The sequence below is a fragment of the Sphingomonas sp. 22176 genome (assembly GCF_052045505.1).
GTDB lineage: Bacteria > Pseudomonadota > Alphaproteobacteria > Sphingomonadales > Sphingomonadaceae > Sphingomonas.
Map to the genome: position 1 here is coordinate 1,236,368 of NZ_JBQEPL010000001.1, position 16,612 is coordinate 1,252,979.

General features: G+C 68.1%; 16 protein-coding genes. 6 read left to right on the top strand and 10 right to left on the bottom strand.

The features are described 5' to 3' along the window. Positions 1-121 precede the first annotated feature (121 nt). The 5 genes from ACTJKY_RS05835 to ACTJKY_RS05855 are packed head-to-tail and all read left to right on the top strand — an operon-like array spanning position 122 to position 5,248. Positions 122-1,447 (top strand): methyl-accepting chemotaxis protein, encoded by a 1,326-nt coding sequence (locus ACTJKY_RS05835; RefSeq protein ID WP_440845238.1) that lies wholly within the window; start codon positions 122-124, stop codon positions 1,445-1,447. Next, a complete protein-coding gene (locus ACTJKY_RS05840; protein ID WP_440845239.1) occupies positions 1,447-2,814 on the top strand; it encodes a methyl-accepting chemotaxis protein in 1,368 nt (455 codons plus the stop codon). Before ACTJKY_RS05835 ends, ACTJKY_RS05840 begins: the two co-directional genes overlap by 1 nt. 57 nt (positions 2,815-2,871) lie before the next feature. Then, the gene (locus ACTJKY_RS05845) at positions 2,872-3,561 is read left to right on the top strand and encodes a DUF2490 domain-containing protein (protein ID WP_440844791.1); all 690 of its coding nucleotides are present in this window, start codon (positions 2,872-2,874) and stop codon (positions 3,559-3,561) included. 51 nt (positions 3,562-3,612) lie between these two features. Next, the gene (locus ACTJKY_RS05850) at positions 3,613-4,317 is read left to right on the top strand and encodes an SDR family NAD(P)-dependent oxidoreductase (protein ID WP_440844792.1); all 705 of its coding nucleotides are present in this window, start codon (positions 3,613-3,615) and stop codon (positions 4,315-4,317) included. Then, on the top strand, positions 4,307-5,248 hold the full coding sequence (locus ACTJKY_RS05855; RefSeq protein ID WP_440844793.1) for a 50S ribosomal protein L11 methyltransferase: 942 nt from the start codon (positions 4,307-4,309) through the stop codon (positions 5,246-5,248). Before ACTJKY_RS05850 ends, ACTJKY_RS05855 begins: the two co-directional genes overlap by 11 nt. A gap of 47 nt (positions 5,249-5,295) precedes the next feature. On the opposite strand, the gene ACTJKY_RS05860 is transcribed toward ACTJKY_RS05855, so the two are convergent. The 9 genes from ACTJKY_RS05860 to ACTJKY_RS05900 form a co-directional block, all read right to left on the bottom strand. Next, positions 5,296-5,979 carry an HAD hydrolase-like protein gene (locus ACTJKY_RS05860; RefSeq protein WP_440844794.1) on the bottom strand — a complete coding sequence of 228 codons (684 nt, stop codon included), beginning with the start codon at positions 5,977-5,979 and terminating at the stop codon, positions 5,296-5,298. Next, a complete protein-coding gene (locus tag ACTJKY_RS05865; protein WP_440844795.1) occupies positions 5,954-6,949 on the bottom strand; it encodes a cation diffusion facilitator family transporter in 996 nt (331 codons plus the stop codon). Before ACTJKY_RS05865 ends, ACTJKY_RS05860 begins: the two co-directional genes overlap by 26 nt. Positions 6,950-7,031: 82 nt before the next feature. Further along, positions 7,032-7,526: an EF-hand domain-containing protein gene (locus ACTJKY_RS05870; protein ID WP_440844796.1), complete on the bottom strand. Its 495-nt coding sequence runs from the start codon at positions 7,524-7,526 to the stop codon at positions 7,032-7,034. A gap of 10 nt (positions 7,527-7,536) precedes the next feature. Next, the gene (queA, locus tag ACTJKY_RS05875; RefSeq protein ID WP_440844797.1) at positions 7,537-8,568 is read right to left on the bottom strand and encodes a tRNA preQ1(34) S-adenosylmethionine ribosyltransferase-isomerase QueA; all 1,032 of its coding nucleotides are present in this window, start codon (positions 8,566-8,568) and stop codon (positions 7,537-7,539) included. 13 nt (positions 8,569-8,581) lie between these two features. Next, the gene (locus ACTJKY_RS05880) at positions 8,582-9,370 is read right to left on the bottom strand and encodes a peptidylprolyl isomerase (RefSeq protein WP_440844798.1); all 789 of its coding nucleotides are present in this window, start codon (positions 9,368-9,370) and stop codon (positions 8,582-8,584) included. Positions 9,371-9,455: 85 nt separating this feature from the next. Further along, a complete protein-coding gene (coaD, locus tag ACTJKY_RS05885) occupies positions 9,456-9,965 on the bottom strand; it encodes a pantetheine-phosphate adenylyltransferase (RefSeq protein WP_440844800.1) in 510 nt (169 codons plus the stop codon). 20 nt (positions 9,966-9,985) lie between these two features. Further along, a complete protein-coding gene (locus ACTJKY_RS05890; protein WP_440844802.1) occupies positions 9,986-10,894 on the bottom strand; it encodes a polyprenyl synthetase family protein in 909 nt (302 codons plus the stop codon). A 3-nt stretch (positions 10,895-10,897) separates the two neighbouring features. Further along, the gene (locus ACTJKY_RS05895; RefSeq protein ID WP_010544449.1) at positions 10,898-11,143 is read right to left on the bottom strand and encodes an exodeoxyribonuclease VII small subunit; all 246 of its coding nucleotides are present in this window, start codon (positions 11,141-11,143) and stop codon (positions 10,898-10,900) included. A 54-nt stretch (positions 11,144-11,197) separates the two neighbouring features. Next, entirely contained in the window at positions 11,198-13,240 is a 2,043-nt protein-coding gene (locus ACTJKY_RS05900) for a prolyl oligopeptidase family serine peptidase (RefSeq protein WP_440844803.1), read from the bottom strand. Between the two features lie 147 nt (positions 13,241-13,387). Here ACTJKY_RS05900 and ACTJKY_RS05905 point away from each other — a divergent pair, with 147 nt between their 5' ends. After that, a complete protein-coding gene (locus ACTJKY_RS05905) occupies positions 13,388-14,767 on the top strand; it encodes an NAD-dependent succinate-semialdehyde dehydrogenase (RefSeq protein WP_440844804.1) in 1,380 nt (459 codons plus the stop codon). Between the two features lie 128 nt (positions 14,768-14,895). On the opposite strand, the gene ACTJKY_RS05910 is transcribed toward ACTJKY_RS05905, so the two are convergent. Beyond that, a complete protein-coding gene (locus ACTJKY_RS05910) occupies positions 14,896-16,575 on the bottom strand; it encodes a long-chain-fatty-acid--CoA ligase (RefSeq protein WP_440844805.1) in 1,680 nt (559 codons plus the stop codon). Between the last annotated feature and the right edge of the window lie 37 nt (positions 16,576-16,612).

Sequence of the window (16,612 nt, forward strand, 5' to 3'; positions counted from 1 at the left end):
GGCTCTTAACCACTGAAGCGACATAGCTTGGCCCGATGCGGCCGAAGCCCGGCCGCCGACCGGGGATGTGACGTAGGTGAGCGATTCGGTTTCCACCCAGGCGCTGGCGGCTGCCGGCACGATGAGCGCACGGATCGACGTGGCGGCGCGGCTGCATGTGTTCGATTTCGAAGGCTCGCTTCAGAAATCAAGTCGCGAATGCTGGGACATTTTAGAGCCGGAGATCGAAGCGGTCTCTGCCGCCTATTGGCACCAGTGGGTCCGCTGCTTTCCTGAGGAGCGCGATTGGGCGCCGTCGGACACCGCCAAGATGATCGACGTGGGCGTGGTGTTCCTGCGCAGCCGCTTCCTGGAGACGACGACCAAGACCTGGATCGAGTCGGTGGAGCGCTCGGTCGCCGCCGCCTATGAGAAGGGGGTGCCGCCGATGGCGCTGCTTTCGATGATCAGCGCGAGCGACCGCGCGGCGCTGGAAGTGTTGATCCGCCGGGTGGGGGGCGCCGATGCGCGGCTGCCGGTGCTGGTCGACACCCTGATGCGCCTGTCTGCGCTCGAGGCGGATATCACCGTTGAGATCTACAACATGTACCGCGAGCACAGCGCGCAGGTGGCGCGCGATCGGCTGGCGAACGAGTTCCAGCTGTCGATCGGCGCGACCGTGGAGCGGGCGTCGCGCGGCGGCGAGGAGCTGCGCGGCCAGGCGGTGCACACCTCTGCTTCGGCACGCGGCATGCTCGGCAAGGCAAGCGAAGTCGCGGCCGCTGCCGAGCAGTCGGCCGTGGCGATGCGCGAGGCGGCGATGACCGCGGCCGGACTGATCCGCGCGATCGAGGACGCCCGCACCGAAGTCGAAGCGGCGGCGGCAATCGCGACGCGCGCGAGCGGCCAGGCGACCGACGCGGTGGGGATGAGCGAGATGCTATCCGATCACGCCAAGTCGATCGAATCTATCCTCGGCCTGATCCGCGATATCGCGGGGCAGACGAACCTGCTCGCGCTCAACGCGACGATCGAGGCGGCGCGAGCAGGCGATGCCGGGCGCGGCTTTGCGGTGGTGGCCCAGGAAGTAAAGAGCCTCGCCAGCCAGACCGCGCGGGCGACCGACGACATCGCTGCCAAAATCGCCGCGATCCAATCGGCGACGCGCTCTACGGTGGAAACCAACGCCTCGATCCGCGCGACCGTCTCCGAAGTGCAGGAAAGCGCCAACCGCATCCGCAGCGCGATGGAAGTGCAGGCGCAGACCGTCACTGCGATCACCGCGGCAGTCGACGAGACCGCGCTGGCGGCGGATTCGATGTCGGCGACGATCAGCGCGATCCGCGCCGATACCGAGGCGGTCGCCTCCGAGATCGATCGGGTCGGCCAGGGATTTGCGGCGCTCGACGAACAGCTTGGCGCGCTGAAGGGCAGCGCCAGCGAGTTCGTCGCCATGGTCGCGGCGTGATGGGGTCTGCACTGGCGGCCAGCCGCAAGCCCGGCCAGTGGAGCGGCGGCGCGCGCTCGTTGAGCGAACACCGTCACGATTATGACTGGGACGGCACGCTGCTCGCCAGCTGTGCCGACATCGCCGGCCTGCTCGAGGACGCGCACGAGCTGATTTCGCGGCGGTGCCAGCAGCACCTTCTTCGCGGCCGGCTGAGCAGCCAGATGCGCGCAGAGATTGAGTCCGAGGCGCATGTCGCCGGCGGCGCGCGCTACGATCGCGTGAAGTTCGAGCAGCCGTTCAGCGAGGAATGGGCGCAGATGGTCTGCGACTATGCCGCGCGTACCTATCTGATGGGCGTGCCGCTGCCGGTGCTGATCTCGCATTTCGCCTATGCCCATAGCCAGGCGCTCGACATGCTGCGGGGCAAGGTGGATGGGGATGTCGATCGCTATGCCCGGCTCAGCGATGCGGTGCAGCGTATCGCCATGGCCGAGGTGGACCTGATGGCGGCGCATCTCGGCGCGCGTGATGCCGAGTCGGTACATGACGAACGCCGCGCACGCTCGGACCAGTTCCGCGCCAGCATCGCCGAATCGATCGAAGGCGCGACGATGCTAGGCAATCGCATCCGGCTGCAGGCGCAGGGTGCCTCCAGTGCCGCGCGCGGCATGCTCGGCAAGGCCAGCGAAGTCGCGGCCGCGGCGGAGCAGTCCGCCGTTGCGATGCGTGAGGCGGCGATGACCGCGGCGGGGCTGATCCGCGCGATCGAGGATGCCCGCACCGAAGTCGAAGCGGCGGCGGGCATCGCGACGCGGGCCTCGGGGCAGGCGAGCGAGGCGGTGGGGATGAGCGAGATGCTCTCCGATCACGCCAAGTCGATCGAATCGATCCTCGGCCTGATCCGCGACATTGCCGGGCAGACCAATTTGCTCGCGCTCAACGCCACGATCGAGGCCGCGCGGGCAGGGGATGCCGGGCGCGGCTTCGCGGTGGTGGCGCAGGAAGTGAAGAGTCTCGCCAGCCAGACCGCCCGCGCCACCGACGACATCGCCGCCAAGATCGCCGCGATCCAGTCGGCGACGCGCTCGACCGTGGAGACCAACGCCTCGATCCGGGCGACCGTCTCCGAGGTGCAGGAAAGCGCCAACCGCATCCGCAGCGCGATGGAAGTGCAGGCCCAGACGGTGACAGCGATCACCGCAGCGGTGGACGAAACCGCGCTTGCGGCCGACTCGATGTCCGCCACGATCGGGGCGATCCGCGAGGATACCAAGAGCGTCACCAGCGAGATCGACACGCTCCAGCACGACGTGACCGAGGTGGATGACCGGCTGAACCAGCTGCGCGCTGCGGCCGAGGACTTCTCGACGGCAGTGTCCGCATGATCTGAAGCAACGCCGCCGCGGGTTGATCCGCGGTGCGCAGCGGTGCATCGCGGTTCGATGTCTCGTGTCTTTCCCTGTGCCGCGCTTCTGTTGCTCGCCGGTGTCGTCCCTGCGCGGGCGCAGCAGGAGGATGTGCAGGCCTGGGAGCAGCTCAACGTGGTGGTGCCGGTTGTCCCGCGCGTGCGCCTGACGGTGGAGCAGATCGCGCGGGCAGGGGACCGACTTGGGGGCATCTACACCACCGAATATGGCGGCATTCTGGGTTGGCAGATGCGCAAGGGCATCGAGCTCGGCATGGGCTATCGCCGCGTCGGCTTTCACAACCTCAACCTCGCGCCCGACGAGGATCGCCTGCGGCAACATCTGGTGGTGACCAGCGGCCGTTTCGCCGGGCGGTTCCGCGTGGACGAGCGCTTCGTGGCGCACGCGCGCGGCGTGGGGGTGCGGATCCGGCCGTTGCTCCGCTACAATCTGCCCGTCGGGCGCCACCGGCTTGCGCTGTTCGCCAGCCATGAAAGCATCATCCTGGTGAACGACACGCGCTGGGGCCAGCGCGCGGGCTATGAGCGGATGCGCAACATCCTCGGCGTCGCGGTGCCGCTGGGCAAGGCGCTGAATGCCGATATCGGCTATCTCAACCAGTATCGCGTCGGACGGAACGGCGCGCGGCCGCAGATGGACCATGCGCTGAGCGTCCAGCTGACGGTCAATCTCGGCGCGCTCGGCGTGGCGGTGCTGCACGACTGACGCCTGCGTGGCGGGGTGACGCGCCCACCCGCCCGCGCTAGGGCAGGGGCCATGAAGACCCATATCCTCCTCACCGGAAGCAGCCGGGGCATAGGCGCGGCGACGATGGCGCTGCTTGGCGACGACGCGCGCGTGACGCTGGTCGGCCAGGGCACGCGCAGCGGCATCCCCGCCGACTTCACCGATCCCGCCGCCCCGCAGGCGCTCTGGCAGCAGGCGCTCGACGCGCTGGACGGCCGGATCGACGTGCTGATCAACAATGCCGGCATCTTCGAGGCCAACCCGCTCGATGCGCCCCATGACGACTGGGTCGAGGGCTGGGAGCGCACGATGCGCGTGAACCTCACCTCCTCGGCCGAACTGTGCCGGCTCGCCGTGCGCCACTGGCAGGACCGCAAGAGCGGCGGCCGGATCGTCAACGTGGCCAGCCGCGCCGCCTATCGCGGCGACAGCCCGGCGCACTGGCATTATGCCGCCTCCAAGGCGGGCATGGTCGGCATGACCAAGTCGATCGCGCGCGGCTACGCCGGCGAGGGCATCCTCGCCTTCGCGATCTGCCCCGGCTTCACCATGACCGGCATGGCCGAGGACTATCTGGCGAGCCGCGGCGGCGACAAGCTGCTGGCGGACATCCCGCTGGGCCGCGTCGCCAGCCCGGAGGAGATTGCCGCCATCGCAAAATTCTGCGCGCTCGATGCGCCGCCTTCGATGACCGGCGCGGTGCTCGACGCCAATGGAGCCAGCTATGTCCGCTGAGATCGATAGCTGGAAGGTCAGCCTGCCCTGCACCCGCGCCGAGGCCGAGGCGATCGACGCGGGCACGATCGAGATCGATGCGGTGCTGATGACCACCGAGACGGTGGAAGATGACGTCGAGCATTGGCTGCTCGACGCCTATATGGAGCACGAGCCCGATGCGGCGATGCTGGCGACGCTGAAGGCGCTGGTGCCGAGCGCGGCGGGCATCGAACCCGAGGTCGAGGCGCTGACCGCGCAGGACTGGGTGACGCTGAGTCAGGAAGGGCTGGAGCCGATCCGCGAGGGGCGCTTCGTCGTCCACACCAGCGCGCATCCGGTCGAGGCACCGCAGGGCGGCCGGGCGTTCCTGATCGACGCGGGCCGGGCCTTCGGCACCGGGCATCACGCGACGACCTCGGGCTGCCTGGCGATGCTCGACGGGCTTTCGGATCGCCAGTTCGCGAACATCATCGATGTCGGCACGGGCACCGGGCTGCTCGCGTTCGCCGGCGCGCATCTCTGGCCCGCGGCCAAGGTGATGGCGACCGACATCGATCCCGCCGCAGTCGACGTGACGCGCGAGAATGCGGTGGCGAACGGGATCGAGGGCGTCGACCTGGTGGTAGCGGACGGCGCGCTGTGCGATGCGATCACCGCCAAGGCGCCCTACGACCTTGTCATCGCCAACATCCTGGCGGGGCCGCTGGTCTCGATGGCACCCGAGCTTGCCGCCATCGCGGCGCCGAATGCGACGATCGTGTTGGCCGGACTGCTGGAGACGCAGCGCGCCCAGGTGGTGGAAGCGTTCGAGGCGTGCGGCTGCACGCTGGAGGCCATCGACCGCCGCGGCGACTGGACGATCCTGCGGCTTGCTGCCGGGGCGGAACGCTACGTGCCCGTCACCCCGCCCGATCCCAAGGGTCGCGACGGCTGGGCGCTGGATATCTGAAGGCCACGCTTGATCCTCCCCCGCCCGGGGGAGGACATGGCGGTACCTCAGCCCCGATGCCGGCTGACGTAATGGACGATCTCTTCGGGCGTGCGGAAAACGGCGTCCGGGGACATGCCGGTCAGCAGATCCTCGGCGGCATAGCCCCACAGCACCGAACCTGCCCGCATGCCGACTTCACGCGCCGCATCCACGTCGCGAGTCTCGTCGCCGATCGCCAGTGCGGCATGGGGGGCGACGCCCATCTTGCGCAGCACGCGGCGAAACTTGGGCGCCTTGCCGAACAGCGACGAGCCGCAGGCATAGCAATGGATCTTAGCGGCGTAGCGGGGGCCGAGGATCTTGCGGGCATTTTCCTCCGAGTTGGAGGTGACCAGCGCCAGCTTCACGCCCATGTCGACCAGCCGCTCCAGCAGGTGGGGCGTGCCGGGGAACAGTTCGATCCGGTGCGCCTCGCGGCTCACCAGCTTGCGGACGTACCGGGCGATCCAGGGCATCTTCCAGCGGGAGATGCCGAGAAAGTCGATCACCTCGCGCGAACTCTTGCGGCGGAGCAGCTCCACCTCGTCCGGCGCGATCTTGCGGAAGCGGAAACGTTCGGCGAGGTCGTTGGCGACAGAGACGAACCAGTCGCCGCTGTCGGACAGCGTGCCGTCGAAATCGAAGATGACGAGGTCCAGCGGCCGGGCCGCCATGGCGCTCGTCTTACCCGTGTCCGCTGCCAGGTCCATGCATCCTGCACTCCGCCCCGTTGCCCAATTCAATCTGTACCGTACTGTGCTCGATCCGGAAATCATGCGCGAGCTGGTGCTGAAGATGAAGCAGAAATGCGTCACCCGGATGACCATCGGGCATGATGAGATGCGCGGTGAGCGCCGTTTCGGTGGTGCTCATCGGCCAGACGTGGAGATCGTGGACCCGCGTGACGCCCGGCTGGGCGAGCAGCGCCTGCTCCACCGCCTCCAGATCGATGCGATCGGGCACTGCCTGCAGTGCCATGGTGACCGATTCGCGGAGCAGCCCCCAAGTGCCGACCAGGATCACCACCACGACCACGAGGCTGATCGCCGGATCGATCCAGCGCAGCCCGGTCCACCAGATCAGCGCACCGGCGACCACCACTGCGGCGGATACCGCGGCATCGGCCGCCATGTGGAGGTAGGCGCCGCGGACGTTGATGTCGTGGTCGCGCCCCCGGGCGAAGAGCAGCGCGGTGCCCAGGTTGACGACGATGCCCGCGCCCGCCACCAGCATCACCGGGATCGGCGCCACGGCGGGGGGATCGGCGAAGCGCTGGACCGTCTCAAGCAGGATCGCGCCGATCGCGATCAGCAGCAGCAGCGCATTGATAAGCGCGGCGAGGATTGACGAGGCGCCCAGGCCATAGGTGAACCGCGGGGTCGCCGGGCGCTTGCCGAGCTCAGCGCCCGCCCAGGCGATCAGCAGCCCGAGCACGTCGGAGAGATTGTGGCCGGCATCGGCCAGCAGCGCCATCGAATTGGTCCAGATCCCGGCGCCGCCTTCGATCACCACGAAGGCGATGTTGAGCGCGGTCCCGATCGCGAAGGCGCGGCCGAAATCGGCGGGCGCGTGGCCGTGCCCTATGCCATGGCCGTGCGAATGGCCGTGCCCGTGACTATGGCCGTGGCTATGCCCGTGTGAGTGGCCATGATGATGGCCGTGCGCGTGATTTCCCGACATGTCGGGCGATCCTAGCGGGCGTCACCCATGTGATGCTAGCGCATTGCGGCGAAAGTGTTTGAGCGGCTTGGCGGTGTAGGAATCAGCGCCGCTTGCGCTTGCCGTCCATCGGGCTGAACGCCGGCGGGCGGATCGTCACCAGCTCGCTGCGCTCGATCACGCCGTCCTTGTTCTTGTCGAACCGCGTCCAGATCAGCGCGAAGCGGTCCTGCAATTCGGCCCAGCTCACCTTGTTGTCGCCGTCGCGGTCGATCTCGAACGGGCTGGGCAGGGTGTTGCGATCGCCCATCCAGCGCAGCGACCAGTCCGAATAGGCAATATAGCTGAGGCTGCCGGTATGCGCCGTATCGGCGCTGTCGAAGCTGCGCTTGAGGCCGGCGTCGAACTCGGTGCGAGTGACACGCGCGTCGCCGTCGCTGTCGAACCCGGCGATCAGCAGCGCGACCGGCTCGGCGATGACGGTGGCCTGGGGCTGCGCCCCGGGCGCATTGACCGTGATCTGGTCCGACCCGGACCGTTGCTGCGCGGCGGCGGGGAGAGCGGCGGTACAGGCGGCGAGCAGCAGGAACAGGCGCATCGGATTCCCTTTAGCGGGCTGGCAGCAACAGGCTCGAATCACCATAGCTGTAGAAGCGATAGTCGGTTTCGATCGCATGGGCATAGGCCGCCTGCATGCGGTCCAGCCCCATCAGCGCGGAGACCAGCATGAACAGCGTCGAGCGCGGCAGGTGGAAGTTGGTGACCAGCCCGTCGACGCCCTTGAAGTGATAGCCCGGCGTGATGAAGATCGCGGTGTCGCCCTCGAAGGGCTGGATCACGCGGTGCTCGTCCGCGGCGCTCTCCAGCAGGCGCAGGCTGGTGGTGCCCACTGCGATGATGCGGTTGCCCGCGGCGCGCACCGCATTCAGCCGCTCGGCCACCTCGGGGGTGATGCGCCCCCATTCGGCGTGCATCTTGTGGTCGGCCGTGTCCTCCGCCTTGACCGGCAGAAAGGTGCCCGCGCCGACGTGGAGCGTCAGCGTGGTGTGGCCGATGCCGGCGGCGTCCAGCGAGGCCATCAGTTCGGGCGTGAAGTGCAGCGCGGCGGTGGGCGCGGCGACCGCGCCGGGCTCGGCCGCGAACATCGTCTGATAGTCGTCGGCATCGCGTTCGTCTGTCGGGCGCTTCGAGGCGATATAGGGCGGCAGCGGCATGCGGCCGCAGCGCTCCAGCAGCAACTCGACCGGCTCGTCGCCCTGGAAGTCGAGCGCGAAGCTCCCGTCCTCGGCACGATCCGAGGCGATGGCGATCGCCTCGGGGCCAAAGTCGATCGCATCGCCGTCGCGCAGCCGCTTGGCGTTGCGGATGAAGGCGCGCCAGCGGCGCGGCCCCTCGCGCTTGTGGAGCGTCGCGCTGATCCGCGCCTCGCCGCGCGTCCCCTCCAGCTGGGCCGGGATCACGCGGGTGTCGTTGAACACCAGGCAGTCGCCGGGGCGCAGCTGAGCGGCGAGGTCGCGGACGATCGCGTCGCGCGTCTCCGCGCCGTCGAGCACCAGCAGGCGGGCGGAGTCGCGCGGGGCCGCGGGGCGCAGCGCGATCCGTTCGTTCGGCAGTTCGAAATCGAAAAGGTCGACGTTCACTGGCGGAGGTCGATCACTTCTTCGTCGGTGCCGGCTTCTTCGCCGCGGGCGTGGGCTTGGCGGCCGGAGCGCTCGGGCCCACCGGGATCAGCGTCGGGCCGGTCGCCGCCGGGGCGGCGGGGGCAAGCGGCTGATAGGGCGGGGGATTGTCCGATTCGATATAGGCGTGGATGATCACGGTCGGGTGCTGCGGCGGCTCGCCGCGCTCGATCTTGTCGACCCACTCCATGCCCGAAGTGACGCGGCCGAACACGGTGTAGTCATGGTCGAAGGCGAGCTTGGGCTGCATCATGATGAAGAACTGGCTGTTCGCGCTGTTCTCCGCCTCGGTCTTCTGCTCGGCGGTGGCGTTGTCCGGCGCGCCGCGGCGGGCGGCGGAGACGGTGCCGCGCACGTGCGGCAGGGAGCTGAACTCGGCCGGCACGTTGGGCATGTCCGAATCGCCGGTGCCGTCGCCCTTGGGATCGCCGCCCTGGGCGATGTTGTAGGGATCGTCGACCACGCGGTGGAAGGTCAGCCCGTCATAGAAATGCTTGCGGGTGAGCGTCTTGATCCGCTCGACCATCTTCGGCGCCACATCGGGGCGCAACCGGATCAGCACGCGGCCGCCGGTCGAGAGGTCCAGCACCCAGGTGTTCGCCGGGTCGGCGGGAACCAGCACGGGGGGGCGGGTGTTCACATCGGCGTCGACGCCCTTAAACGGTTCGATGATCGGCTTCGGCTTGCCCCCACCGCCTTGGGCCAGCGCCGGCATGGCGAACAGCGTGGCGGCCATGGCGGCCATCGTGGCTAGGAAACGCATCGAACTTCCCACTCGTTTTCTGGTGAATGCGCGGCTCTACCGCAATCGCCGGGCAGCGCAAAGCCCGGTGCGCGTCGGCGTGATGTTAGTTGCTGCCCTTGCGTCCGAGCAGCTCTACCCGGGCCGCGACATCGGCCTCGACGGCCTCTGTCACGAAGCGATGGATCGGGCCGCCATAGATGGCGATTTCCTTCACCAACCGGCTCGCGATCGGCTGCAGCGACACGTCCGCCATCAGGAAAACCGTCTCGATCCGGTCGTTGATCTGCTGGTTCATGCCAGCCATCTGATACTCGTATTCGAAGTCCGCGACGGCGCGCAGACCCCGGATGATCACGCTGGCGCGCTCGCGTTCGGCAAAGTCCATCAGCAGCGAATCGAAGCTGACCACCTCGATCGTGCCGGGCAGCCCCTCCACCTCGCGGCGGACCATCGCCATTCGTTCGTCGACGGTGAACATCGGCGACTTGGACGGATTGGTGGTCACGCCGATTACCAGCCGGTCGACGAGCTTCGCGCCGCGCCGGATGATGTCCATATGGCCGCGGGTGATCGGATCGAAGGTGCCGGGATAGACCCCGATACGGCTGTGCATGCGGTGTCTCCCCCCGGTCCTTACCGGTCGCGTTCGAGCGTGAAGCGCGCCACGTCGCGCAGCAGATCGGCCTCGGGGCCGAAGGCGTGGAGATGGGCGATCGCCTGGTCGACTAGCATCCGCGCCTGTTCGCGTGCGCGATCGATACCGAGCAGCGACAGGAAGGTCTCCTTGCCCGCCGCGCCGTCTTTGCCCAGCTTCTTGCCGACCAGCGCCTCGTCGCCCTCGGCATCGAGGATGTCGTCGACGATCTGGAAGGCGAGGCCGATATCGCGGGCATAGCCGCGCAGGCCCGTGCGGGCCTCGGGCGACACGCGGCCGAGGATCGCGGCGCTCTCGACTGCGCAAGAGATCAGAGCGCCGGTCTTCATCGCCTGCAGCCGGGTGACGGTGGCGAGGTCGAAGCTGGCCTTCTCCGCCTCCAGGTCCATCATCTGGCCGCCCGCCATGCCCGAAGGGCCGGAGGCGCGGGCGAGTTCGGCGATCAGCTCGACGCGGACATAGGGGTCCGGGTGCGTCGCCTCATGGCCGAGAATCTCGAAGGCGAGCGCGTGAAGGCAGTCCCCCGCCAGGATCGCGGTGGCCTCGTCGAACGCCTTGTGCACCGTCGGCTTGCCGCGGCGCAGGTCGTCGTCGTCCATCGCCGGCAGATCGTCATGGATCAGCGAATAGACGTGGATACATTCGAGTGCAGTCGCCACGCGCGCCGCGCAGGTCTTGTCGACCGCGAACAGCTGCGCGGTGGCGAACACCAGCAGCGGCCGCAGCCGCTTGCCACCGCCGATCGCGGCGTGGCGCATCGCGCGGTACAGGTCGGCGCGGGGATCGTCCGGCACTTCGAGCAGGCGGTCGAACTGGGCGTCGATCTCGGCCGCGACCTGGCGCAGCGCGGACTCGAGCGCGAGCGAGGCGTGCGTCACGCTCGCCACGCCTCAGCCGGCCGCGAAGGGCGTGGTGCCGGCGGCGCGGCCGTCGGCATCGGTGCGGATCGCCTCGATCCGGGCCTGTGCCGCGTCGAGCCGGGCGGCGCATTGCCGGCGCAGCTGGTCGCCGCGCTCATAGAGGTCGATCGCCTCCTGCAACGCCGCTTCCCCGCTCTCCAGCCGGCTCACGATCTTCTCCAGTTCCTTCAGCGCCTCTTCGAAGGAGAGCGCCGTGATGTCTGCTTGTTCCGCCATGCGCTCGCTATGCGGCAGGGCGGGGCCCGATGGCAACCGGGCCCCGCCATGTATTTACTGGCCGGCCGGCGTGGCACCGGTGCGGTAGCGATCGAACCAGGCAAGGATCGCCGCGGCCTTGGCCGCCGCCTGGCTGGGCCGCGCGGCGATGCCGCCATGGCTGGCGCCGGGCACCTTCACAAGCGCCGTGGGCACCCCGCGGATCTGGAGCGCGGCATAATATTGCTCCGATTCGCTCACCGGCGTGCGGTAATCCTCGCTGCCGACGACGACGAGCGTCGGCGTCTTGACGTTGCCGACCAGGCTGAGCGGCGAGCGGCTCCAATAGCTCATCGGATCTTCCCAGGGCTGCTTGGCGAACCAGTAGCGCGAGGTGAAGCCGGTCGCGTCCATCGTCAGCGCCTCGCTGATCCAGTTGATCACCGGCTTCTGCGTGGCGGCGGCCTTGAAGCGATCATTCTTGCCGACGATCCAGGCGGTGAGCACGCCGCCGCCCGAGCCGCCCGTGACGAAGAGGTTGTCGGGATCGGCTACGCCCGAGGCGATCGCTGCATCCACCGCGGCCATCAGATCCCCGTAATCGTCACCGGGATATTTCTTGTCGATCAGGTCCGCGAATTCTTCGCCATACGAGGTGCTGCCGCGCGGGTTGGCATAGACCACCGCATAGCCGTGCGCGGCGTAGAGCTGGTAGTCGGTCGAGAAGCCGGGGCCATAGGCGGTGTGCGGGCCGCCATGGATTTCGAGGATCGTCGGCACGCGGGTGCCGGGCTTCACGCCCGGCGGGGTGACCAGCCACGCATCGATCTTGCGGCCGTCGGGCGCGGTCACTGCCAGCGGGGTCACCGGCGCGAGCGTCTTGGCGGCAAGCACGGTATCGTTGAGATGGGTGAGGCGCTTGCCGTTCACATAGATGTCGGCCGGATGCAGCGCGTCGCCGCCGGTATAGGCGATGGTTCCGCCCGCCGAGACGGTGAAGTCGCCGCCGGTATAGGGTCGATCGAGCCCGCCGCCGGTGAGGCCGGTAGCGATGGTGGTCGCCTTGCCGTCGAGCCCGATGCGGGCAACGAGCTTGCGGCCGTGATCGTCATAGGAGACGAACAGGCTGCGGCCGTCCTTGGCCCAGACCGCGCTGTCGATGCTCTTGTCGAGCGCGGCGGTGAGCGACCGGCTGTCGCTGCCGTCGCGGTTCATCACGTAGAGTTGGGTGTTCTGGAAGCTGCGATGCGTATCGTCGAAGCCGAGATAGGCGATGCGGGTACCGTCGGGGGAGAGCACCGGCGCGGCATCGGGACCGTAGCGCTTGGTGACCTGGGTCAGCGTACCGGAGGTCACGTCTACCGCGTAGATCTCGCTGTCGTTCGGCTCGCGCTCCCAATCCTTGCGGCGGTTGCTGCCGAAGAAGAGCGTGCGTCCGTCGTTCGACCAGGCGAGCGGTCCGGCATCGTCGAACTTGCCGAAGGTCACCTGGCGCGGCGCGCCGCCGTCCGCCGACACGACGAAGATATGGTCCGAGCCGGGCTTGAGATAGCCGCCGCCATCGGCGCGGTAGGTGACGCGGTCGATCACCTCCAGCGGCTCGGCCCATTTGGCGCCTTCGGGCTTGGGCGGCTGGCTGCCGAGCGAGAGCCCCTCGCCGGGCACGGTCATGGTATAGGCGATCTGCTTGCCGTCGGGCGACCAGGCGATGCCCTGCGGGCTGTCCGGCATACCGGTGATCCGTGCGGTGGCGCCGGTGGCGATCCAGCGGACGAACAGCTGCGGCGTACCGCCCTCGCCGGAGGAGACATAGGCGAGCCGGGTGCCGTCGGGCGACCAGCGCGGCTGGCTGTGCGATCCGGTGCCGGCGACCAGCGGAGTCTGCTGGCCGGTTTTCACGTCGACCAGCCAGATGCTCGCGCGGCCGCGATCGGTCATGATGTCGGCCGACTGGCGGACATAGGCGACCTTGCTCCCGTCAGGACTGATCTGCGGATCGCTCGCCTGTTCGAGCGCGAACAGGTCGCTGCCGGTGAACAGGCGATTGGGCGCGTCCTGCGCGATCGCGGCCGCGGGGATCGTGGCGATGAGAAGGAGGGCGAGGGGAGCGAGGCGCATGAAGGTCTCCGGCAGGACAGATGCGGCATCGTGTTCGGGCGCCGCGCGCTTGGCAAGCCGTTCCGCACGCAATGGACGGCAGTATGATTGCCGCCCTTGGCACCCTGCGCCTAGGTCCGCGTTGGGAAGCGCGAAGGAGACTTGCAGATGTTCGAAATCATTAACCCGGCGACCGGCGAGACCGTCGATCGCATCGCCGAGCTCGACGATGCCGGGATCGAGGCGGCGCTGTCCCGCGCGGCGGCCGGGTACAAGCAGTGGCGCGAGACCTCGATCGAGACGCGCACCGCGCTGTTGGCCAAGATCGCTGATGCATGGGAAGCCAACAAGCAGCACCTCGCCGAGCTGGCGGTGCGCGAGATGGGCAAGACGATCACCGCCGGCCTGGCCGAGGTGGAGAAGTGCATCTCGGGCTTCCGCCATTATGCGGAGCATGGTCCCGCCTATCTGGAGCCCACGACCGTCAAGACGCCGACCGGCCATGCCGTCGCGCGCTGGCTGCCGCTGGGGCCCGTGCTGGCGGTGATGCCGTGGAACTTCCCCTATTGGCAGGCGGTGCGCTTCCTGGCGCCGACGATCCTTGCCGGCAATGTCGCGCTGCTCAAGCATGCCTCCAGCGTGCAGGGCTGCGCGGCGGCGATGGAAGAGATGGCGCGCAAGGCGGGGGCGCCCGAGGGATTGTTCCAGAACCTCGCGATCAAGTCGGGCAAGGTCGACGCGATCATCGCCGACAAGCGGGTGGTGGCGGTGACGCTCACCGGCTCGGAAGGCGCGGGTGCTAAGGTGGCCGAGGCCGCGGGCCGCGCGCTGAAGAAGGTGGTGCTGGAGCTGGGCGGCTCCGACCCGTTCATCGTCATGCCCTCGGCCGATCTCGACACGGCGGTGAAGACCGCGGTGACCGCGCGCGTGCAGAATGCCGGGCAGAGCTGCATCTGCTCCAAGCGGATGATCGTCCATGCCGATGTGTACGACGCATTTCTGGAGAAGTTCGTCGCGGGCATGGAAGCGGTGAAGATCGGCGATCCGATGGACAAGGAAACGGTGATGGGGCCGCTCTCCAGCATCGAGCAGCGGGACACCGTGCTGGAGCAGGTAGAGAAGGCGCAGGCCGCCGGCGCGAAGCTGCTGACGGGGGGCACCAAGATCGACCGCGCGGGCGCCTGGATGACGCCGGGGGTGCTGGTCGATCTCGATCCGGAGAGCGATGTCGCCAAGGAAGAGATCTTCGGGCCGGTTGCGGCGGTCTATAAGGTCGCGGATATCGACGAAGCGATCGCCGTTGCGAACGACGTGCCCTATGGCCTGGGCTCGTCGGTGTGGACGCAGGATGAGGCCGAGATCGAACGGTTCGCGCGCGACATCGAAGCCGGGATGACGGCGGTGAACACGCTGCTCGCTTCGGTGCCGCCGGCACCCTTTGGCGGGGTGAAGCTATCCGGCCATGGCCGCGAGCTTGGGCCCTGGGGCCTGCATGAGTTCATGAACTTGAAGGCGGTGATGTTCACCGAGGGCAAGAAGGGGGATTGAGCTACCTCCACACACCCTCACCCTCCCCACCGCCTGCGGGAGAGGGCGAGACTAGAATCCCTCTCCCGCAGGCGGGAGAGGGAGGGAGGCGCGGAGCGCCGTAAGGGTGAGGGTGAGTCGGGCGAGAATCACCGCCCGGCCTTCACCTCCGCCAGCAGATCCTTGCGACTGAGCTTGCCGATCATCGTCTTGGGCAGGCTGTCGCGGATCACCACTTCCTTGACGCGCTCATGCTTGCCGAGCTGCGCATTGAGCCAGTCGCACATCTCCTTGGCGTCCGCGGTCATGCCGTCGTTGAGCGCGACATAGGCGTGCGGCAGCTCGCCGTGGTACGGATCCGGCAGCCCGAGCACGAGCGTCTCTTTCACCGCCGGATGGGTGTAGAGCACCGCCTCGATCTGGCTGGGGAACACCTTGAACCCGCCGACCGCGATCATGTCCTTCAGCCGGTCGACGATGTGGATATAGCCATCGTCGTCGATGATGCCGACGTCCCCGGTGCGCAGCCAGTGATCGTCGACGAAGGTGCCGACATCGGCCTCGAGCCGGTTCCAATAGCCCTGCATGATCTGCGGGCCCTGCACGACGATCTCGCCCGGCTCGCCCTCGGGCGCAGGCTTGCGGGGATCTTCCTTGTCGACCAGCCGCACGCGGGTGCCGGCGATCGGCTGGCCGATCGTGCCGCTCTTGTTCAGCCCGACATAGGGGTTCGCCGAGACCACGCCCGAACTCTCCGACAGGCCATAGCCTTCGATGATGTGCGCGCCGGTGACCGATTCCCAGTTGAGCTTCAGTTGCTCGGGCAGCGGCGCGCCGCCTGATATGCAGAAGCGCAGCGACGAGAAATCCGACGGCTTCATCCCCGGCGCGTCGAGCAGCGCCTGGTACATGGTTGGCACGCCGGGCAGCGAGCGGGGCTTGGTGCGGCGCAGTTCGGTGAGCACCTGCTGCGCGTTGAAGCGCGGCAGCATCACGATCTTGCCGCCGGTGATCACCGTGCGGTTGAGCACACAGGTATTGGCGAAGACGTGGAAGAAGGGCAGCACGCCCAGCACCGAATCCTCGATCTTGCCGAGATCGGGGTCGAGCTCGGCGACCTGCCGGGCATTGGCCGAAAGATTCTGGTGGGTGAGCACCGCCCCCTTGGGGGTGCCGGTGGTGCCGCCGGTATACTGGATCAGCGCGACGTCGCGCGCGGGATCCAGGTCGGGACGGGCGCAATCGCCTTTGTTGGCGATCAGTTTGGAGAAGGCGAGGATGCGCGGGTCGTGCGGCTTGGCGGTGACTTCGCTGCCGCGGAACAGCTGGTAGAAGAGCGACTTGGCGGTGGGCAGCGCGCCGGCGACCGATCCGACCACCAGCCTCTCCAGCCCGCTCTTTTCCAGCACCTTGAGCGCGGTGGGCAGCAGCGCGGTGGCCGACAGGGTGAAGAGCAGCCGCGTGCCCGAATCGGCGACCTGGGCGGCAAGCTCCTCGACCGAATAGAGCGGCGAGAAGTTCACCACCGTCGCACCCAGCTTGAGGATGCCGTAATAGGCGGCGACGTAGTGCGGCACATTGGGCAGGAACAGGCCGATCCGGTCGCCCGGCCCATAGCCCAGCGCGCGCAGCCCGCAGGCGACGCGGTTGGCGCCGTCCAGCACCTCGCCATAGCTGTAGATGCGACCCATGAAATCGAGGAGCGGGGCGTGCGGATGGGCCGCTGCGCTCTCCTCGAACAGGTCTACCATGGACCGCAACGCGTAGCTGCGATCCCACTCTCCTGGATGCCGATAGGCGGTCTTCCAGACCATTTCGGGCTTTGTCATTGACATCAGTGTAAGCAACCCGATTTTGCCATGCAAG

Excerpts from the sequence above, each read along its gene's own strand:
- ACTJKY_RS05835 (WP_440845238.1), top strand. The coding sequence starts at position 122 with ATGAGCGCACGGATCGACGTGGCGGCGCGGCTGCATGTGTTCGATTTC.
- ACTJKY_RS05840 (WP_440845239.1), top strand. The coding sequence starts at position 1,447 with ATGGGGTCTGCACTGGCGGCCAGCCGCAAGCCCGGCCAGTGGAGCGGC.
- ACTJKY_RS05845 (WP_440844791.1), top strand. The coding sequence starts at position 2,872 with ATGTCTCGTGTCTTTCCCTGTGCCGCGCTTCTGTTGCTCGCCGGTGTC.
- ACTJKY_RS05850 (WP_440844792.1), top strand. The coding sequence starts at position 3,613 with ATGAAGACCCATATCCTCCTCACCGGAAGCAGCCGGGGCATAGGCGCG.
- ACTJKY_RS05855 (WP_440844793.1), top strand. The coding sequence starts at position 4,307 with ATGTCCGCTGAGATCGATAGCTGGAAGGTCAGCCTGCCCTGCACCCGC.
- ACTJKY_RS05860 (WP_440844794.1), bottom strand. The coding sequence starts at position 5,979 with ATGGACCTGGCAGCGGACACGGGTAAGACGAGCGCCATGGCGGCCCGG.
- ACTJKY_RS05865 (WP_440844795.1), bottom strand. The coding sequence starts at position 6,949 with ATGTCGGGAAATCACGCGCACGGCCATCATCATGGCCACTCACACGGG.
- ACTJKY_RS05870 (WP_440844796.1), bottom strand. The coding sequence starts at position 7,526 with ATGCGCCTGTTCCTGCTGCTCGCCGCCTGTACCGCCGCTCTCCCCGCC.
- ACTJKY_RS05880 (WP_440844798.1), bottom strand. The coding sequence starts at position 9,370 with ATGCGTTTCCTAGCCACGATGGCCGCCATGGCCGCCACGCTGTTCGCC.
- coaD (WP_440844800.1), bottom strand. The coding sequence starts at position 9,965 with ATGCACAGCCGTATCGGGGTCTATCCCGGCACCTTCGATCCGATCACC.
- ACTJKY_RS05895 (WP_010544449.1), bottom strand. The coding sequence starts at position 11,143 with ATGGCGGAACAAGCAGACATCACGGCGCTCTCCTTCGAAGAGGCGCTG.
- ACTJKY_RS05900 (WP_440844803.1), bottom strand. The coding sequence starts at position 13,240 with ATGCGCCTCGCTCCCCTCGCCCTCCTTCTCATCGCCACGATCCCCGCG.
- ACTJKY_RS05905 (WP_440844804.1), top strand. The coding sequence starts at position 13,388 with ATGTTCGAAATCATTAACCCGGCGACCGGCGAGACCGTCGATCGCATC.
- ACTJKY_RS05910 (WP_440844805.1), bottom strand. The coding sequence starts at position 16,575 with ATGACAAAGCCCGAAATGGTCTGGAAGACCGCCTATCGGCATCCAGGA.